The organism is Lentzea sp. NBC_00516 (assembly GCF_036346835.1).
In the GTDB taxonomy this organism is placed as follows: Bacteria; Actinomycetota; Actinomycetes; order Mycobacteriales; family Pseudonocardiaceae; genus Lentzea; species Lentzea sokolovensis.
On the sequence record NZ_CP107840.1, the window covers coordinates 9,202,383 to 9,227,200 of the forward strand.

21 protein-coding genes are annotated in these 24,818 nt (G+C 68.5%); 14 read left to right on the top strand and 7 right to left on the bottom strand.

What is annotated here, in order from left to right; genetic code table 11:
- Positions 1–127 precede the first annotated feature (127 nt).
- The 5 genes from OG205_RS42785 (at position 128) to OG205_RS42805 (ending at position 5,587) form a co-directional block, all read left to right on the top strand.
- Positions 128–1,354 (top strand): branched-chain amino acid ABC transporter substrate-binding protein, encoded by a 1,227-nt coding sequence (locus tag OG205_RS42785; protein WP_330273467.1) that lies wholly within the window; start codon positions 128–130, stop codon positions 1,352–1,354.
- A gap of 78 nt (positions 1,355–1,432) precedes the next feature.
- A complete protein-coding gene (locus tag OG205_RS42790) occupies positions 1,433–2,347 on the top strand; it encodes a branched-chain amino acid ABC transporter permease (RefSeq protein WP_330273468.1) in 915 nt (304 codons plus the stop codon).
- On the top strand, positions 2,344–4,056 hold the full coding sequence (locus OG205_RS42795) for a branched-chain amino acid ABC transporter permease (protein ID WP_330273469.1): 1,713 nt from the start codon (positions 2,344–2,346) through the stop codon (positions 4,054–4,056). Before OG205_RS42790 ends, OG205_RS42795 begins: the two co-directional genes overlap by 4 nt.
- A complete protein-coding gene (locus OG205_RS42800) occupies positions 4,053–4,874 on the top strand; it encodes an ABC transporter ATP-binding protein (RefSeq protein ID WP_330273470.1) in 822 nt (273 codons plus the stop codon). The genes OG205_RS42795 and OG205_RS42800 overlap by 4 nt, the downstream gene beginning before the upstream one ends.
- Positions 4,871–5,587 carry an ABC transporter ATP-binding protein gene (locus OG205_RS42805; RefSeq protein WP_330273471.1) on the top strand — a complete coding sequence of 239 codons (717 nt, stop codon included), beginning with the start codon at positions 4,871–4,873 and terminating at the stop codon, positions 5,585–5,587. The genes OG205_RS42800 and OG205_RS42805 overlap by 4 nt, the downstream gene beginning before the upstream one ends.
- Positions 5,588–5,881: 294 nt before the next feature.
- Here OG205_RS42805 and OG205_RS42810 read toward each other — a convergent pair whose 3' ends face one another.
- On the bottom strand, positions 5,882–7,054 hold the full coding sequence (locus OG205_RS42810) for an alpha/beta hydrolase family protein (RefSeq protein ID WP_330273472.1): 1,173 nt from the start codon (positions 7,052–7,054) through the stop codon (positions 5,882–5,884).
- Between the two features lie 76 nt (positions 7,055–7,130).
- Positions 7,131–7,490 (bottom strand): hotdog fold thioesterase, encoded by a 360-nt coding sequence (locus OG205_RS42815; protein WP_330278361.1) that lies wholly within the window; start codon positions 7,488–7,490, stop codon positions 7,131–7,133.
- Between the two features lie 106 nt (positions 7,491–7,596).
- Here OG205_RS42815 and polA point away from each other — a divergent pair, with 106 nt between their 5' ends.
- From polA to OG205_RS42835, 4 genes are all read left to right on the top strand, one after another.
- On the top strand, positions 7,597–10,269 hold the full coding sequence (polA, locus tag OG205_RS42820; protein WP_330273473.1) for a DNA polymerase I: 2,673 nt from the start codon (positions 7,597–7,599) through the stop codon (positions 10,267–10,269).
- Positions 10,270–10,441: 172 nt separating this feature from the next.
- A complete protein-coding gene (locus OG205_RS42825) occupies positions 10,442–11,599 on the top strand; it encodes a glycosyltransferase (protein WP_330273474.1) in 1,158 nt (385 codons plus the stop codon).
- 41 nt (positions 11,600–11,640) lie between these two features.
- Positions 11,641–12,270, top strand: coding sequence for a SecDF P1 head subdomain-containing protein (locus tag OG205_RS42830; RefSeq protein ID WP_330273475.1), 630 nt, complete (start codon positions 11,641–11,643; stop codon positions 12,268–12,270).
- A 424-nt stretch (positions 12,271–12,694) separates the two neighbouring features.
- Positions 12,695–13,759 carry an Hsp70 family protein gene (locus tag OG205_RS42835; RefSeq protein WP_330273476.1) on the top strand — a complete coding sequence of 355 codons (1,065 nt, stop codon included), beginning with the start codon at positions 12,695–12,697 and terminating at the stop codon, positions 13,757–13,759.
- Here OG205_RS42835 and OG205_RS42840 read toward each other — a convergent pair.
- Together OG205_RS42840 and OG205_RS42845 are read right to left on the bottom strand one after the other, a co-directional pair.
- Positions 13,743–14,957, bottom strand: coding sequence for an aminotransferase class V-fold PLP-dependent enzyme (locus tag OG205_RS42840; protein ID WP_330273477.1), 1,215 nt, complete (start codon positions 14,955–14,957; stop codon positions 13,743–13,745). The genes OG205_RS42835 and OG205_RS42840 overlap by 17 nt on opposite strands.
- A complete protein-coding gene (locus tag OG205_RS42845) occupies positions 14,944–15,390 on the bottom strand; it encodes a DUF1453 domain-containing protein (protein WP_330273478.1) in 447 nt (148 codons plus the stop codon). The genes OG205_RS42840 and OG205_RS42845 overlap by 14 nt, the downstream gene beginning before the upstream one ends.
- A 63-nt stretch (positions 15,391–15,453) precedes the next feature.
- On the opposite strand from OG205_RS42845, the gene OG205_RS42850 reads away from it, so the two are divergent.
- The gene (locus OG205_RS42850) at positions 15,454–16,056 is read left to right on the top strand and encodes a TetR/AcrR family transcriptional regulator (protein WP_330273479.1); all 603 of its coding nucleotides are present in this window, start codon (positions 15,454–15,456) and stop codon (positions 16,054–16,056) included.
- Positions 16,057–16,144: 88 nt separating this feature from the next.
- Entirely contained in the window at positions 16,145–19,135 is a 2,991-nt protein-coding gene (locus OG205_RS42855) for an AfsR/SARP family transcriptional regulator (protein WP_330273480.1), read from the top strand.
- A 4-nt stretch (positions 19,136–19,139) separates the two neighbouring features.
- On the opposite strand, the gene OG205_RS42860 is transcribed toward OG205_RS42855, so the two are convergent.
- Both OG205_RS42860 and OG205_RS42865 read right to left on the bottom strand, forming a co-directional pair.
- On the bottom strand, positions 19,140–20,600 hold the full coding sequence (locus OG205_RS42860) for an alkaline phosphatase family protein (RefSeq protein WP_330273481.1): 1,461 nt from the start codon (positions 20,598–20,600) through the stop codon (positions 19,140–19,142).
- A gap of 86 nt (positions 20,601–20,686) precedes the next feature.
- Positions 20,687–21,133, bottom strand: a complete 447-nt coding sequence (locus tag OG205_RS42865; protein ID WP_319977087.1) for a winged helix-turn-helix transcriptional regulator — start codon at positions 21,131–21,133, stop codon at positions 20,687–20,689.
- Positions 21,134–21,210: 77 nt separating this feature from the next.
- Here OG205_RS42865 and OG205_RS42870 point away from each other — a divergent pair, with 77 nt between their 5' ends.
- The 3 genes from OG205_RS42870 (at position 21,211) to OG205_RS42880 (ending at position 23,851) form a co-directional block, all read left to right on the top strand.
- Positions 21,211–21,723: a GNAT family N-acetyltransferase gene (locus OG205_RS42870; RefSeq protein ID WP_330273482.1), complete on the top strand. Its 513-nt coding sequence runs from the start codon at positions 21,211–21,213 to the stop codon at positions 21,721–21,723.
- Between the two features lie 24 nt (positions 21,724–21,747).
- A complete protein-coding gene (locus OG205_RS42875; RefSeq protein WP_330273483.1) occupies positions 21,748–22,209 on the top strand; it encodes a hypothetical protein in 462 nt (153 codons plus the stop codon).
- 175 nt (positions 22,210–22,384) lie between these two features.
- A complete protein-coding gene (locus tag OG205_RS42880) occupies positions 22,385–23,851 on the top strand; it encodes a hypothetical protein (protein ID WP_330273484.1) in 1,467 nt (488 codons plus the stop codon).
- On the opposite strand, the gene OG205_RS42885 is transcribed toward OG205_RS42880, so the two are convergent.
- Complete coding sequence (locus tag OG205_RS42885) at positions 23,844–24,749, bottom strand: nucleoside hydrolase (RefSeq protein ID WP_330273485.1); 906 nt, start codon at positions 24,747–24,749, stop codon at positions 23,844–23,846. The genes OG205_RS42880 and OG205_RS42885 overlap by 8 nt on opposite strands.
- Between the last annotated feature and the right edge of the window lie 69 nt (positions 24,750–24,818).

Here is a 24,818-nt window from a genome sequence, read left to right on the forward strand (position 1 = left end):
GCCCATTGGCTTTGATGACTGCGGTCACAGTCATCGCCTAGGTTCCGGCCATCCCTCAGGAGAGGGTGATGGAGCGGTGCGCGGAGATCTCGCGTAGCCGGGAGCAGGGATATAGGAGGGACATCACGTGCGTAAGCACTCTGTGAAGTCCGCAGCGATCGTCGGCGCCTCGCTGCTTGTTCTTGCAGCCTGTGGCTCGAACAAGACCGAGGGCGGCGGCACCACCGGGGGCAGCTGCGACACGTCGAAGGGCACTCTGACTGTCGGTGTTGTCGCCCCGTTGTCCGGGAACCTGTCCGCTCTCGGCGTCGGCATCAAGCAGTCCGCCGAGCTCGCCGTGGACGAGGCGAACAAGAAGTGCACGGTCAAGGGCTACAAGCTGACCGTGTCCGCCCAGGACGACGAGGCCAACCCCGCCAAGGGTGCCCAGGCCGCCACGAAGCTGTCGACCGACCCGAACGTTGTCGGTGTCGTCGGCACGCTGAACTCGTCTGTGGCCCAGACCGTGCAGCCGATCCTGCGGGACAAGAAGATCCCCCAGGTGTCGCCCGCCAACACGAACCCGTCGCTGACCAGGGGTAACGACTTCCTGACGGCCCCGAAGCGGCAGTTCGACAACTACTTCCGCGTCTGCACCACCGACGACCTGCAGGGGCCGTACGCGGCCAACTACCTCGTCGAGAAGGCCGGCAAGAAGAAGATCGCCATCATCACCGACGGCAAGACCTACGGTGAGGGCCTGGCCGCCGAGCTGTCCAAGCAGGTCAGCAAGAAGGGCGGCACGATCGTCGGCTCCGAGAAGGTCGGCGAGAAGGACACCGACTTCTCCGGCGTCATCGCCAAGATCAAGGCCCTCGGCCCGGAGGCCGTCTACTACGGCGGTGAGTACCCCGTCGCCGGCCCGCTGTCCAAGCAGATGAAGGACAACGGCCTCGACGTTCCGCTGATGGGCGGCGACGGCATCTTCGACGGCAAGTACATCGAGCTCGGCGGCAAGGAGGGCGACCTCGCCACCTCCGTCGGTGCCCCGACCGAGTCCCTGGCCACGGCCAAGGCCTTCGTCGACGCGTACAAGGCGAAGTTCGGCAAGGAGGACTACGCCGCCTACGGTGCGTTCTCCTACGACGCCGCGAACGCGATCATCGGTGCCCTGGCCAAGACCGTCGACGGCGCTGCCTGGGACGAGTCGAAGCGTGACGCCATGCTGACCAACGTCGGTGCCTACGCCGGCTCCGGTGCCACTGGTGAGGTCAAGTTCGACCAGTACGGCGACAGCACGAACAAGGTGCTGACCGTCTACCAGGTCACCTCGGCCAAGTGGAAGGACGTTCAGACCGGCACCTTCACCGGCTGATCGACTACCTAATTACTGATTGAAGCCACGGCGGGGGCGGGCGTTGTTTGCTCGCCCCCGTTGTTTACGGAGGTAGTCGTGTCAGTCCTGCTTCAACAGCTGGCCAACGGGGTCATTCAGGGTGCGTTGATCGCCCTGATCGCCCTGGGGTACACGATGGTGTACGGCATCATCCAGCTGATCAACTTCGCCCACGGCGAGGTTTTCATGGTGGCCTCGTACGGAGGCCTCGCCACGTTCACGCTTCTTCCTGACGATCTCAAGAAGTCTGCTGCCGTGGCACTGCCGCTCATGTTCGTCGGCGGCATCCTGGTGGCGGTCGTCGTCGCCGTGATCATGGAACGGTTCGCCTACCGGCCGCTGCGCAACGCGCCCCGGCTGGCGCCGCTCATCACAGCGCTCGGCGTGTCCGTGTTCCTGCAGGAAGCTGTGCGCGTTTTCTACCCGAACGCCAAGTCCAACCTGCCGTACCCCAAGGTCTTCCCCGAGGGCAACCTCACGATCGGTTCGGTCAACATCTCGTGGACCGGCATCCTGCTCGTCGCGCTCTCGGTGGGTCTCGCCATCATCCTGCAGACCTACATCAACCGGTCCCGCATGGGCCGTGCGATGCGTGCGACCGCCCAGGACCCGGACACCGCGAAGCTCATGGGCGTCAACCCCGACCGCGTGATCGTGCTGACGTTCATCATCGGCGCCGTGCTCGCCGGTGTCGCCGGCATCATGTTCGGCGGGTACCTGAACAACATCAACATCGACATGGGCTTCCAGAACGGCATCTTCGCCTTCACGGCGGCCGTCCTGGGCGGCGTCGGCAGCATCCGCGGCGCGGTCATCGGCGCGTTCATCATCGGTCTGATCAAGACCATCGCCGGTCAGTACATGCCGGGCGGCACCCAGTACGACTACGTGTGGATCTTCGTCGTGCTGATCCTCGTGCTCGTCTTCCGCCCGCAGGGTCTGTTCGGCGAGCCGGAAAGGGTGCGCGCATGAGTACGGTCGACACCTCTGCGAAGCGTTCCGCACTCGCACCACTCGGCAAGCCGTTCGCGGCCGCCGGCGGTGTCCTCGGCATCGTCGCCGCGTTGCTGCCGTGGGTCACGTTCAGCCTCAACGACGGCAACTGGCCCGACAAGGCGACGCTGCAGTTCTTCGACGCGCCGTTCCTGGTCACCGGGTTCCGCTGGCACGTCCTGGTGCTGGGCGTCCTCGTTCTGGTCGCGGCGTTCGCGCCGATCCCGTCCAAGGGCCGCGTCGTCCGGGCGCTCGGCTGGGGCCTCGCCCTCGTCTCGTTCGTCAACGCCGCGTACATCACGGTCAAGGGCGGTGGCCTCGGCGCCATCACGGCCCTCGACGGTGCCACCGCGTTCGGTGCCGTCGTAGGCCTGGTCGCCGGTGTGCTGGCGATCCTCGCGGGCTACGGCATCGGCATCGGGCCGGTGGGCGAGTGGAAGTTCAAGGTCTCCACCCCGGTCGCGTACCTGGTGCTGCTGGTGTCGTTCGGTGCGGTGCTCTACGCCGTCGCCGCGATGCTGACCACCGGTGGCGTCGGTTCCGCCAACCCGTACGCGGGCGCGATCTTCCTGTCGTTCCTCGGGTTCTCCGCCGGTGTGCTCGGCGCACTGAGCGGCGTCGGTTTCGTGCGCTGGCTCTCGGCACTGTCCGAACAGCACCGCGTGTTCAGCGTGATCGTGCTGGCGGCGTGCGCGCTGCTGCTGCCGTTCACCGAGGCGGGCAACGAGTACTGGATGACGGTCGCGGCGAACATCGGCATCTACGCCGCCACCGCGATCGGCCTGAACATCGTCGTCGGTCTCGCGGGTCTGCTCGACCTCGGGTACGTGGCGTTCATGGGCATCGGTGCCCTCGTGGCGGCGAACTTCTCCGGTGCCGCGACCGCGCACTTCGGCATCACGCTGCCGTTCCCGATCGCCGCGGCCATCGCGGCCGTCGTGGCCGGCATCTTCGGCGCCATCGTCGGTTCGCCGACGCTGCGGGTCCGCGGTGACTACCTCGCGATCGTGACGCTGGCGTTCGGTGAGATCTTCACCCGCTCCGCGCAGAACGACATCGGTGGCATCACCAACGGCTCCAACGCGATCCCCGGTGTTCCGGCGCTGTCGCTGTTCGGCGCGGAGTTCAACAAGTCGATCTCGATCGGCGCCGTGAAGCTCCCCGCCGGTGTCCTCTACTACATCCTCATCGTGCTGCTCGTCGCGGCGACGATGGCGGTGTTCGCGAACCTCAAGTTCAGCCGCATCGGCCGCGCCTGGATCGCGATCCGCGAGGACGAGGACGCCGCCCGCGCGATGGGCATCCGCACCGGCAAGATGAAGATCCTCGCGTTCCTCATCGGCGCCATGCTCGCGGGTCTCGCGGGCGCGGTGTTCGCGCACAAGAACGGCACCGTCTCCTACGAGTCGTTCAAGTTCCTCGAGTCGGTCACGCTGCTCGCGGCGGTCATCCTCGGCGGCATGGGGTCGATCCCCGGTGCCGTTCTCGGTGCCGCGCTGCTGTTCGTGCTGCCCGAGAAGCTGCGTGACTTCGAGGACTACCGCCTCATGATCTTCGGCCTCGCGCTGATCCTGATCATGCGGTTCCGGCCGGTGGGCCTGATCCCCGATGCGCACAGGCGCGCTGAGATGGTCGAACGCGCCGATGAGAACGCCGAAGAGGCGCACGTGGAGGCGAAGAAGGCATGAGCACGCCTGTATTGGAAGCGCGTGACGTCTCGATGGTCTTCGGTGGCCTCAAGGCGTTGAAGGGCGTCACTCTGACGCTCGAAGAAGGCAAGATCGTCGGCCTGATCGGTCCGAACGGCGCGGGGAAGACCACGTTCTTCAACTGCCTGACGGGCCTGTACACGCCGACCACGGGCGAGGTGCTGCTCAAGGGCAACGTGCTGCCCGGCGACCCGGCGAAGGTGACGGACGCGGGCGTGGCCCGCACGTTCCAGAACATCCGCCTGTTCCCCAGCATGTCCGTGCTGGAGAACGTCATGGTCGGTCGCCACGTCCGGATGAAGCAGGGCCCGCTGGCCTCGCTGTTCCACGGCCCCGCCTACCAGCGCGGCGAGAGGGCGGCCCGCGAGCGGTCGCGGGAGCTGCTCGCGTTCGTCGGCCTGAACAACGTCGATGACGAGCTCTCGCGCAACCTCCCCTACGGCGACCAGCGTCGTCTGGAGATCGCGCGCGCGTTGGCCACGGACCCGGCGGTGCTGCTGCTGGACGAGCCCACGGCGGGTATGAACCCGCAGGAGACGGAAGCGACGCAGCAGCTGATCTTCCGCATCCGCGAGACGGGTGTGTCCGTCGTGGTCATCGAGCACGACATCAAGTTCATCTTCGGGCTGTGCGACTCGGTCTCCGTGCTCGTGCAGGGCGAACTGCTCGTCGAGGGCAGCCCCGAGGTCGTGCGGGCGGACCCGCGGGTGATCGAGGCCTACCTCGGCAAGCCCCCGGACGAAGTCCAGCACGACGTCGAGGCCGCCGCTGCTTCTGCTGAGGAGGAGCAGGCATGACCGCGCTGCTCGAAGTCCGCAACCTCTCCGTCTCCTACGGGGCGATCGAGGCCGTCCGCGACATCTCGTTCACCGTCGAGGCCGGCCAGATCGTGTCGCTGATCGGCTCGAACGGTGCGGGCAAGACCACGACCCTGCGCACCATCTCGGGTCTGTTGCGGCCGACCAACGGCGAGATCCTGTTCCAGGGCAAGGCGATCCACAACGACCCGGCGCACGCGATCCTCGGTGAGGGCATCGCGCACTGCCCCGAGGGCCGCCGGCTCTTCCCGCGGATGACCGTGGAGGAGAACCTGCAACTCGGCGCCTACGTCCGCAAGGACGACGGGGTCGAGGCAGACATCCAGCGCGTGTACGACCTCTTCCCCGTGCTGGGGGAGCGCCGGCAGAACAAGGCCGGCCTCTTCTCCGGTGGCGAGCAGCAGATGCTGGCCATCGGCCGCGCGATGATGTCGAAGCCACGTCTGCTGATGCTCGACGAGCCCTCGATGGGTCTCTCGCCGATCATGACGCAGAAGATCTTCGACACCATCAAGGAGCTGCAGTCGCTGGGCACCACCATTCTTCTGGTGGAGCAGAACGCCCTGGCGGCGCTGGCGTTGTCGGACCACGGCTACGTGATCGACCTCGGCAAGACCACTTTGGACGGTCCGGGGCACTCGCTCCTGGCCGACCAGCGGGTGCGCGACGCGTACCTGGGTGAGGCTCACTGAGGTCTCGGTTGTGGGAGCGGGGCGGAGGGCTTGTCCTTCCGCCCCGCTTTCGTTCGTCTGCTGGAAGTTTCGGCGGTGAAGGGCGGCGAGAACGTCCGCCTGACCGGATCAGTCCCGGTGACCGGGTTTCTGGAGTTGTCCGGGCGGATCACCGAACGGAGATCTGTTCGCCCTGAAGGGCGTGTCGGCCGTGCTGTCCCGTTCGCGGGTGGCGTGCGGTGGGTTCGAGCCTTGAGCGGGCAGAGCGGAGGGTTGTCCTCCGCCCTGCCCTCTGTGCTCCGGACGGCGCGGCGCTCAGCCGCGGTCGAAGTCGGCCAGGATGCGGGGCAGGGCCAGCTTGGCGGCCCTGCCGTGGTTCACGTCCGCGCCCAGGTCGATGAGCGTGCTGCGGGCGTGGCGCTGCTTGAGGCGTTGGTCGCAGTAGGCGGAGATTTCGAGCAGGGTGTCGCGGTCGCCGGCGGACGAGTAGATCGTCACCGGGACGGTGGGGCGCCAGTCGCAGTAGCTGTCCGACTCGCGCAGTTTCGCGCGCAGGACGCCGGTCGGGTGCTGGACGCGGTCCAGGTAGGACTCTGTCAGCAGTTCCCGCATGGTCGCGGGGAGGTGCGGGAAGATGTCCTCGTTGCGGTGCTCGCCGTCGAAGAGCGCCTCGATCGACGGGTCGCGGAACGCCTCCGACGGGTCGGAGTAGAGGTGGTGCAGGCGGTTCCACGCCACCGTCCAGTACGCCATGTACGCGACTCCGTTGGAGATCTCGTCGTTCGTCGCCTTGGCCACCAGCAGGCTCGGCTTGAACGGACCACCGATCGGGGCCAGGGCGCCCACCTTCAGGTGGGAGTCGGCGCCGCGTTGCAGGGCCTGGCCCAGGGCCATGGCGGCGTGGCCGCCCTGCGAGTGGCCGGTGATCATGACGCGCGGGTCCGGGCGCAAGCCCTTCGACGCGGCGTACTCGCGGGTCGCGCGCAAGGCGTCGACCGACGCCGTGACGGTGGACGGGGCGTCCACGTACGGGTGGTAGCCCGGGCCGGTGCCCAGACCCAGGTAGTCCGGGGCCGTGGTCAGGTAACCGGCGGAGGCGAAGAGCAGGGCCGCGGCCCGGTCGTTGCCGTCCGCCACCGAGGCCACCGAGCCTCGGTAGCCGGTGGTGCCGTGCAGCCAGGTGGCCTGGCGGGGCGCTCGGTTCCCGTTGTGCGGTAAGGCGATCAGGGCACTCGCCGTCGTCGGTTTCCCGAAGGCGTCGATGGTGCGGTAGGTGATTCGCTTCGCGTCCACGGCGAAGCGGACGCGCGAGGCGTCCAGGTCGTGGTCCCCCAGGTAAGTGACCAGCTGGTTGGTGTCCATCGTGGACACCGGGACGACGTCGAGGAGCTCGCCGCGGGCCGTCCGGGCCGACGCGGTGGCCGGGACCGAGGCCGCGACCAGCGCGCCGCACAGGACTGCCGCTGTGAGTCGAGTCGTGAAGGTCATGACCCAACGATGTCGGGCTGATCTTGGTCGCACACTGGGGCTCACCGCACAACGAGGGTGTGGTTTACCCCAGTGCTCAGGCGCCGGGAGGCTTCGGGCGGATGAGGCACGTGAGGCGGGCGGTGCAGGTGCGCTTGCCGTCCTCGTCGGTCACCACGATCTCGTACGTCGTCGTGCTGCGACCGAGGTGGATCGGGCGTGCCACGCCGGTGACGGTGCCCTCGCGTGCCGCTCGATGATGGGTGCAGGACAGCTCGAGCCCGACGGCGATGCAGTTGAACTGGGAGGCGTGCATCGCGGACGCGACGGACCCCAGCTGCTCGGCGAGCACCGCGTTCGCGCCGCCGTGCAGCAGGCCGAACGGCTGGCGGTTGCCCTTGACCGGCATCGTGCCGATCATCTCCTGAACATCCCATTGGGTGATTTCGATGCCCATCCGAACATGCAACTGCTCGTCGGCGAACTCGATAGGCAGGTCGGGGGTCACGCAGGCTCCAAGGGCTCAAGCAAAACTGTCAGACCCCCACCCTAGACTCGGGACCGTGACTACCTCAGACGTGAAGCGGCTCCTGCTCATCGACGGTCACTCGATGGCCTACCGAGCGTTCTACGCCCTGCCCGCCGAGAACTTCGTGACGAAGACGGGCCAGGTCACGAACGCCGTGTACGGGTTCACGTCCATGTTGATCAACATCCTGCGGGACGAGAAGCCGACGCATGTCGCGGTGGCGTTCGACGTGTCGCGCAAGACGTTCCGCTCCGAGCAGTACCCCGAGTACAAGGCCGGTCGCTCCAAGACGCCGGACGAGTTCCGCAGCCAGGTCTCCCTGATCAAGGACGTGCTGGCCACGCTGGCCATCCCGACCATGGAGAAGGAGAACTACGAGGCGGACGACATCATCGCGACGCTGACCACGCAGGCCGTGGCGCAGGGCGTCGAGGTGGAGATCGTCACCGGCGACCGCGACGCGTTCCAGCTGGTCAACGACAAGGTCACGGTGCTGTACCCGGTCAAGGGCGTCTCGGAGATGGGCCGCTTCACCCCGGCGTACGTCGAGGAGAAGCACGGCGTGCGCCCGGAGCAGTACGCGGACTACGCGGCGGTGCGCGGCGACTCCTCGGACAACCTGCCGAACACCCCCGGCGTCGGCCCGAAGACGATCATCAAGCTGCTCAACCAGTTCGGCGGGCTCAACGAGCTCGTCGACCACATCGACGAGGTGCCGGGCAAGGTCGGCGAGGCGCTGCGCGGCAACCTGGCGAACATCATCATGAACCGCCAGCTCACCGAGCTGATCAAGGACGTCGAGCTGCCGTACGCGATCGACGGTCTCGAGGTGCAGCAGTGGGACCGCGACGCGGTGCACCGGCTGTTCGACGAGCTGGAGTTCCGCGTCCTGCGCGACCGTCTGTTCCAGACGCTGACGACCGCGGAGCCCGAGGCCGAGGAGGGCTTCGAGGTCTCCGGCGGCGCGATCCCCGCCGGTACACTCAAGAAGTGGCTCGACGCGAACGCGCGCAAGACGCGGGTCGGCGTCGCGTTGCGCATCACGACCGACCTGGAGGGCGTCGCGCTGTGCACCGCCACCGGTGAGGGCGGGTACGTCGCCGTCGAGGAGCTCAACGAGGCCGACGAGCAGGCGCTCGCAGCGTGGCTGGCCGACGAGAAGGTGTCCAAGGCGGGCCACGACCTGAAGCTGCCGTTGCGTCGCGTGCGCGCCCGCGGCTGGAAGCTGCGCGGCCTGTCCTCCGACACGGCGCTGGCCGCCTACCTGGTGCGTCCCGGCCAGAGGTCGTTCGCCCTGGACGACCTGGCGCTGCGCTACCTCAAGCGCGAGCTGCGGGCCGAGGAGTCCGGCGACGGTCAGCTGTCGCTGCTGTCCGACGAGTCCGAGGAAGCCCAGAAGGTCGCCACCAGCACGATCCTGCGCGCGCGTGCCGTCGCCGAGCTCGCCGACCGCCTCGACGAGGAACTGGTGACCATCGGCGGCACCGACCTGCTCGCGAACCTCGAACTGCCGCTGATGAACGTGCTCGACGAGGTCGAGGCCGTCGGCATCGCGATCGACGTCGACCACCTCTCGGAGCTGGAGGCGCACTTCGCGGCCGGCGTGAAGCAGGCGGCGCAGGACGCGTACTCGGTCATCGGCAAGGAGATCAACCTCGGCAGCCCGAAGCAGCTGCAGGCGGTCCTCTTCGACGAGCTGAACATGCCGAAGACGAAGAAGACCAAGACCGGCTACACCACGGACGCGGACGCGCTGCAGAACCTGTTCGAGCAGACCGAGCACCCGTTCCTGCAGCACCTGCTCGCGCACCGCGACGTCACGCGGCTGAAGTCCACTGTGGACGGCCTGCTGAAGTCGGTGGCCGACGACGGCCGCATCCACACGACGTTCCACCAGACGATCGCCGCCACGGGCCGGCTGTCCTCGACGGACCCGAACCTGCAGAACATCCCGATCCGCACGGACGAGGGCCGCCGCATCCGGCAGGCGTTCGTCGTGGGCGAGGGCTACGCGGAGCTGATGACCGCGGACTACAGCCAGATCGAGATGCGGATCATGGCCACGCTGTCCGGCGACGAGGGCCTGATCGCGGCGTTCAACAGCGGCGAGGACCTGCACACCTACGTGGCCTCGCAGGCGTTCTCGATCCCCACGGCCGAGGTGACGGGCGAGATGCGCCGCCGCATCAAGGCGATGTCGTACGGCCTCGCGTACGGCCTGTCGGTGTTCGGTCTGTCGCAGCAGCTCCGCATCCCGACCGAAGAGGCGCGCGAGCAGATGGAGGCGTACTTCTCCCGCTTCGGGGGCGTGCGCGACTACCTCAACGAGATCGTGAAGAAGGCCGGCAAGGACGGCTACACCGAGACCGTTCTCGGCCGCCGCCGCTACCTGCCGGACCTCACGTCGGACAACCGCCAGCGCCGCGAGATGGCCGAGCGGATGGCGCTCAACGCGCCGATCCAGGGCAGCGCCGCGGACATCATCAAGGTGGCCATGCTCGGCGTCTACCGCGCGCTGGAGTCGTCCGATCTGCGTTCCCGGATGCTCCTGCAGGTCCACGACGAACTGGTGCTGGAAGTCGCCGAGGGCGAGCGCGAGGCCGTCGAGGCCCTCGTGCGCGACCAGATGGGCAACGCCTACCAGCTCCTGGTGCCGCTGGAGGTCTCGGTCGGCGTGGGTCGCTCCTGGGACGACGCGGCCCACTAGGTCCCGCAACGTGAATCAGCCCGTCCGAGCCGAGTGCTCGGGCGGGCTGTGTTGTGCAAAGCCGAGAATCATTTCCCCCATTGGAACTTATAACGCACCGGGGGACTTGCCGCAAGACCCGGGGCCACCCGCACAATTCGTGGCCTGACCAGGGGATTGAGGGGTTTTCACCATGCGATTTCTGGTGTCCACGATCGGCTCACGAGGAGAGGCGCAACCGGTCACCGCACTGGCCGTGCGACTCAAGGAACTGGGCAACGATGTCAAGGTCGTGGCTCCGCCCGACTTCGAGGAACTCGTCACCGGCAACGGGATCGACTTCACGCCGGTCGGCCCGAACCTGCGCAACGCCACGGTCCTCAAGACCGCGCCCGACGAGCTGCGCAGACTGGCTGAGGAGTCGGTCAGAGAACAGTTCCGCGTCGTCGCACAGGCGGCCGGCCAGGCCGACGTACTGGTGGCGGGCGGGGCACTGCAGCACGCGACGCGTTCCGTGGCGGAAAGCATCGGCGCGCATTACGTGTACGCGAGCTTCTGCGCGAACACGTTGCCGTCGCCGCACCACGCGCCGCCCGCGATGCTGGGTCGCGTTCCAGTGAACGGAACGCCCGAGGAAAACCTCGCGCAATGGGACAAGCAACGCCATTACTTCACGTTCTCGCGCGACACCCTCAACGCGGAGCGCGCCGAACTCGGCCTCGACCCGATCGACGACGTCCGCGACCACATCTTCGGCGATGCCCCGTGGCTCGCTGCGGACCCGGTGCTCGGCCCGTGGCCAGGCCCCGGCGACCTCGTCCAGACCGGCGCCTGGCTGACCGACGACCAACGCCCGCTCAGCCAGGAACTCGCAGCGTTCCTGGACAACGGCGAACCACCGATCTACTTCGGCCTGGGCAGCATGCGCGGCGCCCCGGACGCGGCGAGTGACGCCGTCGAAGCCGCCCGCAAGCTCGGCAAACGCGTTGTCCTGCAACGAGGCTGGGCAGACCTGAAGCTCACCGACGACGCCCCGGACTGCATCGCGATCGGCGAGGTGAACCAGCAGGCGCTGTTCCGCCGCACCGCCGCGATCGTGCACCACGGCGGCGCCGGCACCACCACGACGGCCGCTGCGGCGGGCAGGCCGCAGATCGTGCTGCCGCACATGTACGACCAGTACTACTGGGGCAGCCAGGTCGAACGGCTGAGCATCGGCCGCTCGGCGAACGCCGTGACGACAGAGGTCCTGGCCGAGGCACTCCAACTCTCCCACCAGGCCGCGAAAGTCGCCGTGCAGGTGCGCACGGACGGTGCGAGAGTCGCGGCAGAACGGCTGATGGCGCTCTGATTCGCCTGATGCGGGCGGTGGCCGCGTGGTAAGCCAAAGGCATGAAGATCCTTGCCGTGGTGCTGCTCCTCGCCGTCGCCGCCTGCACGGCCACCGAGCCGGGCACGCCCGCCAGGGAAGCGTGGCTCACGGGCAAGCTGACGTTCCGCAAGGTGGAGAGCGTCACGCCGACGTCCAAGCCGTCGTCCGGCTATCCGGCGCCGCAGAACGAGGCCGGCGACCCTGCCGTCAAGGCGGCGCGAGCGACCAGGCAGAGCACCGACGCCACCACCCGCGAGCAGGCGCTCGGCACGTTGGACTGCGGCGCCCCCGACCCGCTGGCCGGTCACGACGACGCGACCGCCCCGCTGGTGACCTGCGACGCCGGTGAGTTCAAGTACGACCTCGGCCCGGTCTTCCTCGACGGTGACCGCGTCGGCAAGGCCAAGGCCAGTCCCAGCGAGTACGGCACCGGCCACGTGGTGACGGTCGAGTTCGACGCCGAGGGCGCACGGACCTGGAGCGACTTCACGACCGCCAACGTGGGGAACCAGGTCGCGATCCTGATCAACGGACGGGTGCTCAGCGCACCCAGCATCCAGTCGCCGATCACCGGTGGCGCCACGCAGATCACCGGCAACTTCACCGCGGACGAGGCCGACCAGCTCGCGAGGCAACTCGTCGGCCGATGATCCAGGGCCACGACGAGCGCAGGCTCCGCAGAACGTGACGGTCCAGCACGCCCACGTCATGATCGCCGAACGTGATCGCACGCTGCCGACGCACGAAGTGCCGGAGAGCATGCACTGGCCGGACGAGCAGGAGGCCGGTGGCGTCAGTCGGTGTGTCCGGGAACCGGCTGGCGTCTTCTGGTGGCACGAGGAGATCGGCGACAGGTTCATCGAATTCGGTATGACCGCCGCACACGCCGAGTTCGGTATGACCGCCGCAGATCATGGCGGCGAACCGGACGCGAGCCCAGCTCTGCCTCCTCGCCGAGGTGAGCGAGCAACTGGACGCGCTGTTGCCCCGTTCGCGCACCGGCGGCAAGGAGAAGTGAACCGTCCCAACTGAGACGTACGTGTTGTGGGTGTCCGCAGCGAGGGGTGACCCGCAATGTCGTACCAGGTTGGGCTCGATCTCGGATCCGCAGGCATCACCGTCGCGACCGACAGCGGCGTCACGACCAACGGCCGGCGTCAGCAGGCGCCCGCGAGGGAGATCACGAACGTTCTCGACGACCTCGCGCATCGGTACGGGGAGCCGCCGAGCCGTGTCGCCATGACGCATCCGCTGTGCTGGCCGCACGAGCATCTTGAGCAGTTGCGCCATGACCTGATCGAGGCGGGGCGTGCGGACGTGTTGTTCGTGCCGGCGCCGCATGCTGCCGCCATCGCGTTCGACGCTGACGCGCAGATGCCTGAGCACAGCACGGTGGCGGTGTTCGACTTCGGTGCCACCGGGTGTGACATCACGTTGCTGCGCAAGCAAGGTGTGCTGTTGCTGGCCGGGGCGCCTGAACGGGTCGAGGTCGGTGGCTTCTACCTGGACGAACTGGTCGCGGAGCACGTGATCGCGAAGATCGGTACGCACAGCCGTGAGCTCGTGCGGAGCTGTGTCGAGGCCAAGGAGTTGCTCGGCAGCTATCCGGAGGTGCGGATTCCTTATGTCGCAACGAACGGTGAGGTGCGCGAGGTCAGGCTGAGCCGGTTGGAGTTCGAGGCGATCATCCGGCCGTCGGTCGAGTTGGCGGTCGACGCGCTGGAACGCGTGGCGGGCAGCGCCGGGCTGTGCCTGCCCGACGTCGTGCTGTTGGTGGGCGGCTCGTCGCGGATTCCGTTGGTGGTCAAGGAGATCGCGCAACGGTTGCACATCCCGGTGATGAGGGCGCCGGACGGCGCGGCTGCGACGGGTGCGTACCTCGAGGCCAAGCAGTTGGAGCCCGAACCCGCGGAGCAGGCCACCGTCGAGGTGCCGAAGCCGCGCGTGGAGGACGAGCCAAAGCGGCGGCTTCCGACCACGCCGTTCGTTGCGGCTGGGTTGCTCGTGCTTGTACTCGGTGGTGGATGGTTCGCGCACGACGCGATGAACCAGCCTCAGGTGAAGATGGAGAACACCAGCGTGCAGCTCGAAGCGCCCGGAACGGCCGAGCTGCCCCGGCTCGTCAAGCCAGTGCGCTGATCTCGCGCAACGTCCGGTCGATCTCCTCCGGGGTGTTGAGGATCGACGTGCCGACCCGCGCGTACGGGATGCGGTAGGACGCGGTGGTGATCTGGATCTGCTTGCGTCCCAGCAGTTCCACGACCTCGGGGCCGGTGTGGCCTGCCACGTCGAAGCACACCATGCCCGCGGACGTCGCCGGGTCGCGCGGCGTGTGGACGACGACGCCGGGGATCTCGGCGAGCCCGTCCTTGAAGCGGACGGCCAGTTCGGTGATCCGGGACGCCACCCGGTCGCGGCCGAGGCGTTGATGGAACCGCACGGCCGCCTGCACCGCGAAGTAGTGCTCGAACGCGTGGAAACCGCCGGGCCCGAGCGCCGCCGTCCGGCTGCGGTCGCTCAGGCTCGGCAGCAGCGGCACGATCTCGCGGCTCACCTCGGGATTCACCCACACCATGCCGGTGCCGCGCGGCCCGAACAGCCACTTGTGCGTGCCGGCGACGAACACGTCCGCACCCATGCGCGCCGCGTCATCGTCGACGGCTGCCAGTCCGTGCACGCCATCAACGATGAGAAGACAGCGGTCTTGCGGTGCACGCCCCTTGTTGGCCTCAGCGACGACGGCAGCGCACGCTCGCACGGGCATCCGCAGGCCCGTGCTTGACTGCACCCACGTGATGCCGACGGCACGGGTCTGCGGGGTGATCGAGTTCCGCAGCCGCACCGCGATCTCGTCCTCGGTGGCCTTCGCCGGGTTCTCGTAGAGCGTGCCGATCCTGACCTTCGCGCCCACCCGTGACGCCGCGAGCCTGGCGGCCTGCTGGTGCCAGGAGTGGTCCTGGTCGTTGAGCAGCAACTCCTGGTCGGCGCGCATCTTCAGGCCGCCGTAGACGATCGAGAGCCCGATGGTCGTGTTGGGCACGAACGCGATGTCGTCCGCGGCGCCGCCGACGTACTCCCCGAGCGCGACGGCGACCTGTTGTGCCTGGTCGGGCATCAGGTCGTGCGAGTTGGTGTCGAGCCTGACCTTGAACTCCTCGACCGCGTCCCGCACCTCGCGCGGGTTCGACGCGAGGTAGAACAGCCCGAGGTTGGTCAGGCCGGGGTCCAGCCGGAACTCGCGGCGCACGGCGCCCCAGTCCACTCCCTGCGCGGCCGACGACGCGGTCGGTGCGACGGCGAGCAGCCCGGCCCCCACGAGGAAGTCACGACGATCCATGCCGTCCATTGGACAGCTTCTCCGGCGCGAACGGCAGCCCGGTGTTCAACGCCTTGGCGCCCACGGTGCACAGCTCGCCGAGCATGCCCACGCCGATGGACAACTGCGTCGGCGCGTGATGGTCGAGCAGCAACGCGAGGCCGAAACTCGCGCCGATCGACGTCACCCACACGAGCAAGGTCCACGGCGTGTACCGCTGCCACAGGTGGCCGTCGCGCTCGAACAGTTTGATCGTCATGCCCCTGAACGCGCCGAACGCGAACCCGGCGGCGAGCGGCAGCAGATAGATCAGGTGGAACTCGTCGACCGCGCGGATGCCGAAGAAAAGCAGGAACGCCGGCGGCGCCAGCAGGTCCCTCGCGTTGAGCGGTTCCCCCCTGAACCGGCGCACGAGCACGTACAGCACACCGACCGCGATCAGCAGATATGTCATTGCGTCCCCCTAAGTAGCATGACCCTGCTACTTAAACTAGCAGGGCCATGCTACAAAAGGGAGGTGTCACCGAGAGTCGTCGATCCCGCTGCCCGCCGCCAAGCCGTCGCCGAGGCGGTGTTCCGCGTGGTCGTGCGCGACGGCGTCGAACAGGCCTCGCTGCGCAACGTGGCGGTGGAGGCGGGGCTCGCGATCGGCTCGATCCGGCACTACTTCGACAGCCACGACGACATGATCATCTTCGCCGTCGAGGCCCTCATCCACTCGATAGACCAGCGCGTCATGGCCCACGTGCAGTCGCTGAAGGATCGAAGCGACCCACGCCGCCCGGCCGAACGCGTGCTCTCCGAGGTGCTCCCGCTCGACGACCGCAGGCGTGACGAGGCCGTGCTGTGGCTGGCCTTCGTCACCGCGTCCCGCACCCGTCCGTCGCTCGTGCCGCACGCCGAACGGCTCTACGACGGACTGCGCATGCTCTGCCGCCGCGCGCTGACGGTGATGACCGAGGCCGGGACCGTCGCGGCCACGCTCGACGTCGACCTGGAGTCGGAACGGCTGGCGTCGCTGCTCAACGGCCTCACCGTCGACGGGGTGCTGCACCCGGACCGGATGACGCCGGATCTCACCGTGTCGTTGCTGCGCAGGCACCTGGACTCGCTGCGCTGACACTTCGCGTCGCGGAAACGTGTCGCGATCAACGGAAATGAGGCATTCTCCTAAACACACCGCAGTTCTGGGGGATGGGGGTGTGAGCGTGCGAGCGCTCGTACTGGGGCCGATCGAGGTCTGGGTCGGCGAGAGACAGGTCAGTCTCGGCGGGCCGAAGCCGAGGACGCTGCTGGCCGCGTTGCTGTTGCAGCCGCGTCAGGTGGTGCCGGTGGAACGGCTGATCGACCTGATCTGGGGAGAGTCACCGCCGCAGACCGCGGGCGCGCTGGTGCACACCTACGTCTCGTCGTTGCGGCGCGCGGTCGGCACGGCGCTGGTCACCAGGGCACCGGGATATCTCCTGGACCTGGACAGCGACGTCGAGCTGTTCCAGAAGCACCTGACGACGGCGCGGCAGGCGGAGCGGGCCGACGACTACGCCACCGCGATCACGCACTACCAGCACGGACTCGCGTTCTGGCGCGGACCGGCGTTGCACGGTGTCGACGCGCAGTTCGCCCGTGGGCACGCGCTCTCGCTCGAAGAGTCCCGGCTCAGCGCCGAGGAGGGACTCGGCCGCTGCGAGCTCGCGCAGAACCGGGTCGAGGACGCGATCGCGCGACTGTCCGCGCTGGTGAACGCCCATCCGACCCGCGAGGAGACGCGGGAGCTGCTCATGCGGGCCTTCCACCGCGCAGGACGGCAGGCGGACGCGCTGCACGTCTACCGCGACGCCCGCGAGCACCTGCTCGACGAGCTGGGCATCGAACCCGGCGAGAAGCTCAGGGACCTGCACGCGGCGATCCTCACCGGCACCCTGGAGGCCGCTCCGTCGAAGCTGACGGTGACGCCGGCCCCCGCGGCCGTGACCACGCAACAGGTCGTCCCGCACCACCTGCCGCCCGACATCAGCGACTTCATCGGCCGTCAGGAGGCGTTGAAGCAGGTCCTCGGTCTCACCGAGGGACGGGAGGCGGACACCGCGACGCCGATCGCGGTCGTGTCCGGGTTCGGTGGCGCCGGCAAGTCCGCGCTGGCCGTGCACGCCGCGCACCTGCTGCGGAAGTCGTACCCGGACGGGCAGCTGTTCGCGGACCTGCGCGGCGGCGGGCGGAACCTCGAACCGCAGGAGGTCATCGGCCGGTTCCTCGCCCTGCTCGGCATTCCCGGCCAGGACCAGCCCACCGCACCGGACGAACGCGTCGAGCTGTACCGGCGCACGGTCGCGGATCGGCGGCTGGTGATCGTGCTCGACAACGCCCGCGGCGAGGCCCAGGTCCGGCCGCTGCTGCCGGGCAACGCGAACTGCTTCGTGATCATCACCAGCCGCAGCAGGCTCACCGGGCTGGAGGGCGCCGAGCCGGTGGAGCTGGGGTTCCTCAGCGACGAGATCAGCGAGGAGATGCTGCGGCGGATCGTCGGCGCCGAGCGGATCGGCGCGGAACCCGAAGCGGCGCAACGGATCGCGCGGCTGTGCGGTGGCGTGCCGCTGGCGTTGCGGGCGGCGGGCGCGAAGCTGCTGGCACGGCCGCACTGGCCGTTGAAGACGCTCGCGAAGCGGTTGTCCGACGAACGGCGAAGACTCGACGAACTGGAGATGGGCGACCTCGCGATCCGCTCGTCGCTCAAGCTGAACTACGCCGAGCTGGACACCTTGCACCGCAAGGCCTTCCACCTGTTGTCGGTGCTCGACCTGCCGGACTTCGGCGCGTGGGTCGCGGCGCCGTTGCTGGACATCTCGCCGTACGACGCGGAAGACGTCGTGGAGCACCTGGTCGATCTGCGGCTGGTGGACGTCGCCGGTGTCGACCAGATCGGCCGGGTGCGCTACCGGTTCCACGACCTGGTGCAGCTCTTCGGCGCCGAACAGGCCTCGGGCGAACCCGCCGCGGAGGCCGTCTCGCGCCTGCTGGAGACGTGGCTCTCGCTGGTCGAGACCGGGTCGAAGAAGCTGCCGCGGGTGACGCTGGGGCTGCGGCCCCGGCTGCACGCCGAGATCGAGGTGGACCCGCGGCTGGTGGAGGACGTCGAGGAGGATCCGACCGGTTGGCTGCAGTCCGAGACGGACGCGGTCGTGCGAGCTGTCGAACGCGCACACGACCTCGGTGTCGACGAGCTGACCACGGCCGTGATCACATCGCTGCTCTCGTCACCCTTCGCGGCACGCAACCAGTTCGGCAACTGGCAGCGCACCCACCTGGTCGCGCTGCGGTCGGCGCGTGAACGCGGCAACCGGCGGGCCGAGGCCGTGTTGCTCGCCGGGCTCGGGCAGCTGCGCTACGAGCAGGACGACTTCGCGGCGGCGCTGGCGAACTTCCAGCAGGCGGCGGACATCGCGGCCGACATCGACGAACCGGAGACGCTCGCCGTCGCCTACGTCGGCATGGGCACGGTCCGGCGCGACCTGGCCGAGTTCGACCTGGCCCGCGACCTGCTGGACAGGGCGATCGCGCTGGGGGACGACGGGGTCGTCGCGGCCGCGAGCTACGGCGTCGGCGCGATCCACCGCGACCACGGCGATCTGACCGAGGCCACCCAGGCGTTCGAACGGTGCGTGGAGCTCTACCGGGCGCTGGAGGACAAGCGCGGCGAGGCGCTGGCGTTGCGCGGGCTGAGCCTGTGCCACCGGGCGGCGGGGGCGTTCGCGGAGGCGGTGGAACTGAGCAGGGAGGCCGAGCAGGTCCTGCGCGAGGCCGGCGACGAACTCGGTGCCACGTATGCGGTTCAGGCACTGGCCAAGGCGTTGCTGCGGACCGGCGAACTGGACGGTGTGGACGATCTGCTGGCCGAGTGCCTGGAGGTCTGCACACGTCAGCGCGACCGGTTCGGGGTCGCGTTGATGACCAGGACGCTCGGCGAACTCGCGCTGGCGCAGGGCCGTGAGCAGGCGGCGGCGGACCTCCTGCAGGACGCGCTGAACCAGTGGACCGTGCTGGGGCTGCCGATCTGGCAGGCACGCACGATGCGTGACCTGGCGGCGGCGACCGCGGACGACGAGATGTGGTCGCGTGCCAGGGAGTTGTTCGCGTCGCTGGGCGCGCGGGAGGCGAAGGAACTGGCGGGACTGAGCGCCGGGGAGTGGCGCTCAGTCCTGTAGCCGCTTACGACAGGCGCGGGGCGTCGACGGCCCAGTACCAGTTGTTGCCGGCGTCGAAGAGACGCCAGGAGACGCGCGCCGTGCGGGCACCGGACGGGACGGTCACGTTCAGCGAGATCTGCTGGGCGAGGCCGTTCGCGTCGTGGGTGCGGACGACCTGCTCCGCGGCGCCGTCGAACGACACGCTGACCGTGCCGCGCTGCGTGCCCTCCTGCAGGTAGTGCGAGAAGTAGTCCAGCTTCACGCTCGACTTGCCGGCCACGTCGTAGGCGGGGGAGGTCAGCGTCGAGTCGAACTTGCCGCGCGAGGCCGGCGCGCCCTTGTCGTCCCACTCGTCGGGGTCGGCCACGGCGAAGACGCCCCGTGCGCGCACGTTCGCCTCACGCGACTGCGACGGCGCGGTGCGAGTCCAGAAGTCGTCGGTGGTGAACGACCAGCCCTGCCACTCCGCGACACCCTGCGGCATCGACGACGCCGTCGTCACCGTCCACCCGGCCGGACCCTGGTGCGTCCAGCCCAGAACGCCGGCCGGCACACCGGTCTCGTCCTGGCGCGGCTTCAGCGTCACCGAGTCGAACGGGTCCACCGGCGCGGTGCCGAGCGCGTAGCCGTCGAGTGAGGCGGAGACGCCGAGGTGCTTCAACGCGGACGCGGCCACGTCCACCAGTTTCGGCGCCACCGCAGGGCGCGCCGAACCAGTGGAGATCACGAACGTCATCCGCTCCTCGGGCGAGTCACCGCCGTGGCCACCCGCCGCCGTGTGGCCGTGGTCGGTGGTGACCATGATCAGCCAGTCCTCGGACGCGTACGACGGCCGCGACTCGATCGCACGCACCAGACGGCCTACCTGCGCGTCGTTCGTGCGCATCGCCGCGGCGTACTGGGAGGAGTCGGCGCCGTGGTCGTGCCCCGCGATGTCGATCTGACCGAGGTAGACGAACGACGCGTCGGCGGCGTCGGCCTTCAGGTGCTGCTCGGCGTCGACGGTGATCTTCTCGTCCGAGCCGGTGTAGCCCGCCGCGTCGCCGTCGAGCACGTACTTGCGGTCCTGGCCGGTGCGCAGGATCTGGTCGCTGATCGGCTTCCAGTCCACCGCCGCGTACGTCGACAGGGCCGGGTTCGCGGTGTTCGCGCGCTCCAGCCAGCTCGGGTACGACGTGAGGGCGTTGCCGGAGAAGGAGTTGTCCTTGACCTTGTGCTTGTCCGGCCAGACGCCCGTGAGGATCGTCGACCAGCCAGGGCCGCTGGAGGTCTGGGCCATGCCCGACCCGTACAACGCGCTGCGGGCGCCGTAGCCGCGGTTCAGCAGCGCCTTGATGTTCGGGGTGTCGGCGCTGGCCAGCTTGTCGTACCGGGCGCCGTCGAGCCCGATCACGAGCACCTTGGGCGTCTTCGCCGGCGCCGCGACGGCGGCCGGGGTCACCAGCAGGAGAGGCAGCAGCAGCGCAAGAGCAGCTCTTGTCATGACAGGCAGACTTGCTGCCTGCAACCGTCTTCAGCAATGGAGTGCGTCTTAAGTTCACTCGGGCTTCGACAGTTGTCAGTACAAGTTCACTGCTTGGCCGTCACCTGCACGTCGCGCGCGGTCAGTTCGGCGGCGCACTCGGTGCACTCGACCTTCGCCCGCACGCCGCCGCCGCAGTCGCGGTGGTGCAGGTGGAACGACTCCTCTTCTTCTGGAGCCATCCACTTCTCGCCCCACGTGCGCAGCGCCATCAGCACGGGGTAGAGGTCGCGGCCCTTCTCCGTGAGGCGGTACTCGTGCCGTGTGCGGCCGTCTTCGTGATAGGGCACGCGCTTGAGCACGTTCTCCTGCAACAGCACGTTCAGCCGGTCTGTCAGAACGCTTCGCGAGATGTCCATCGTGGCCTGGAAGTCTTCGAATCGGCGGGTGCCCAGGAAGATCTGGCGGAGCAGCAGCAGCGTCCAGCGTTCGCCCAGCAGCGCCGCGGGGCGGCTCAGCGTGCAGGGCATGCTCGCGAAGTTCGAGTACGGCATGACTCCAGGATATCCCTTGCGTTCGATTTTCGAACTCAGCTACAGTTCGGATTCCGAACTCAGAGGGGTCGATCCTCATGCGCGTCACCGAGCTCAACCGCGACACCGCGCCGGAAGCTGTCGACGCGGTGTTCGAAGGACTGTCCGCGCGAAGCCGCTACCTGCGCTTTCACTCGCCGACGCCCCGGCTGACCGCGTCCGCCCGCCGAGTGCTGGTCGACGTGGACGGCGAACGTCACGCGGCCGTGTGCGCCCGTGTCGGCGGCGACCCGATCGGCATCGCCAGGGTGATCAAGACCGGTGAGTGCGGCGCGGAGATCGCGGTCGCCGTGGTCGACCTGTGGCAGCGCCGCGGCGTGGGCCGCCTGCTGCTGGAGGAGCTGACCTCGATCGCGGCGCGGATGGGCGTCGCGCAACTGCACGGCGACGTCCTGCCCGACAACCACGCGATGCTCGCGCTGGTGCGCAAGGTGCTGCCCGGCGTGCGGCTGACCAGGGAGATCGACACGATCCAGCTCAGCTACCCACTGGCCTGGGTGACCGCCGAGATCAGCGACGCCGACCTTATAGAAAGCTTGCAGGAGATTTAGAGACCTCACCTCGACGATGGCCACGTGACCACCGCACGTGCCGCCGGCCGCCTCATCCTCCGCTCCGAGATCGTGGAGCGCGCGTGTTCCTGGTTGCGCGACTCGGTCCCCTACAGCCAGACGAGATTTCACCAGAACGAACACGGCATCTACCGCGCCGACTGCTCGGGCTTCGTGTCGATGGCGTGGGGCCTGCCGGGCAGGCCCGAGGACCGGCACGGCGGCCTCGACACCACCGGGCTCGCCGTGGTGAGCAGCCTGATCACCGCGCCCGAACTGCGGGCGGGCGACGTGGTCATCCGGACGGACGGCACCAACCTGACCCGGCACGTCGTGATCTTCGCGGCGTGGGCGGAGGAGCCTGGCCGGTACTGGGCCTACGAGCAGGCCGGGGAGAACCGCACGCGTTTGCGCGCCGTCACCTATCCCTATGAGACCGGGGAAGAGCTGTACGTGCCGCGCCGGTATCTGAGCGTGGTGGAGTAACCGCTTGGGCCGTTTCTCCGATGGAACTGGCATCTGCACCTCGACCGACCCCGTCAGCGCTTCGGAAGGACAGGCCGACCACGTGAGCAACCGCCACTCCGACCGTGCGCAACCGCAGGAACATCCGACGTTCGACCGGACCGAAACTTCACACCGTCTTGCTAACGTGACCGGCATGAAACGGTGGGGGATGCTGGCGGTCGCAGCGGCGGCCATCACGTTCGGTTCGACGCTGGCCATGCCGGACGTCGCCGTCGCCGCCGAGGGCGGGGTGATCTGCGGGAACTACGAGGCCAACACCAAGATCACGCGCAGCGAGATCCTGGCGCGCTCGCGCACGTGGATCAGCGCTCGTGTGCCGTACAGCCAGGCCGACTGCTTCGGCAACAAGTACGGCGCCTACCGCACGGACTGCTCCGGCTTCGTGTCGATGGCCTGGGGCCTGCGCATCTCCTACACCACGCACATCCTCGAGCAGGTCGCGCACCGCATCGACTGGGCGGACCTGCGTCCCGGTGACGCGCTCAACGACCGGCTGAGCCACGTCGCGCTGTTCATCGGCTGGGCGGACGCGGCCAAGACGCGGCCCATCGTGCGCGAACAGGCCGGGCCGGACGGCAGCAGGACCGTGCAGCGCGTGTGGAGCGCCAGCACGGCTCGCCAGTACGTGCCGTTGCGCTACAACGGCATCCTCGAGGCCGGCAGCGGTGGCTCCGGCAGCGAGACGCCGGTGACGGACAAGCTCGTCGTCAGCGCCGGACCGCAGATCTCCAACACCGGGCAGCAGCAGCTCGAGATCTTCGCGCGCGGCACGGACGGCACGATCATCACGAACTTCCACAAGACGAGCCGCTGGAACGGCTGGCAGCAGCTCGGGTCCGAGGCCTTCGCCGGCGACCCGGTCGCGCTGATGAACCCGCAGACGAAGATCGTCGAGGTGTTCGCGCGCGGCACGGACGGCAAGATCTACCGCCGCGTCGACGGCCAGTGGCTCGCGCTGGGTGACACGGCCGTCGCGGGCGACCCGACGCTGGCGTGGAACGACAGCACCAAGGCGGTCGAGGTCCTCGCCCGCGGCGCGGACGGCCTCCTGCTCCGCTTCACGGACAAGTGGGCGCCGGTCGGCGACCGCAAGATCGAGGGCAATCCGGCCGTCGCCGACAAGGACGTCTACGCGCGTTCCGCCGACGGCAAGCTGATCAAGTGGGACGGCAGCACCTGGGCCGACCAGGGCGACAAGAAGATCGTCAGCGACCCGAGCGTCGCCGTCGACCAGGTCTTCGTCCGCACCGAGTCCGGCAGCGTCGAGCAGTACGCGGCAGGCGTCTGGACCACGTTGGGCGGCAAGGGCACCGGCGCTCCGTCGGCGGTCTTCAACTCGACGACCGGCTCCATCGACGTCGTGCAGCTCGGTGAGGGCGGCTTCGTCGAGCACGCCCGCGCCACCGACAAGAGCTGGACCACGTGGGCGAAGCTCGGCACCACCAAGGTCTCCGAGCCGCCGGCCGCGATGTACCACGCGCAGACGAAGACCGTCGAGGTCTTCGCCCGCACCGACGAGGGCAAGCTGGTCCGCCGCTTCTACAAGGAGAAGGCCGGCTGGAGCCAGTGGGCCGTGCTCGGCGACAAGAGCGTCAGCTGAGTCGTTTCACGGCGTCCAGCACGACTTCGAAGAACCGCTCAACGTCCAGGCCGACGGCCACCCGGGCGTTGGGCGGTTCTTTCATTCGGCCGTGCAGGTCCACGACGGTCGCGCCGCGCGTGAACGTGCCGGTGGTCTCGATCCCCACGAACGCCTCGACGCACGTCACCAGCGACGGGTCGATCACCCGCGCCACCGCCACCGGGTCGTGCAACGGCGGCGCCGCGAACCCGAACACCTCGCGGTAGGTGGCGGCGAAGAACGTCATCAGCTCCCCGCACATCCGGCCGAGCGATCCCAGGGCGTTCAACTGAGCCACGATCTCCGGCGTCACCAACGCCTGGTGCGTCACGTTCAGCCCGATCATCGTGATCGGCACGCTGCTGGAGAACACGATCTGAGCCGCTTCGGGATCGACGTAGATGTTGAACTCCGCGTACGGCGTGGTGTTGCCGCGCTCGGTCGACCCGCCCATGAGCACGATCTCGCGCACCGCCGAAGGCCCGTACCGCCGCAGGTACAGCGCCACGTTAGTCAGCGCGCCGGTCGCCACCAGCGTCGCCGGCATGTGGGCGTGCATCACGTCGATCGCGTGTTCCTCCACCACGCCGACGGTCAGCGCGCCGAACGCCGGGCCGTCCATTCCGGACTCGCCGTGGATGTCCTCCGCCACGTAGAGGGGACGTACCAACGGCTGGGCGGCGCCGCGGGCGATCGGCACCGAGACTCCGGCGGCCGAGCAGACCCGTTGCGCGTTCGAGGTGACCTTGTCGAGAGTCTGGTTCGCGGCCACGGTGGTGATCGCGCGCAGGTCGATCTCCGGTGAGCCGGCCGCGAGCAGGATCGCGATCGCGTCGTCGTGGCCGGGGTCGCAGTCGAGCACCACAGGAGTCGGCATGAATCCATCCTGCCGTTCCCGTCCATCGAGCGGCTACCGTGAGGAAAACGTTTGCAGAGGAGGCCGGGG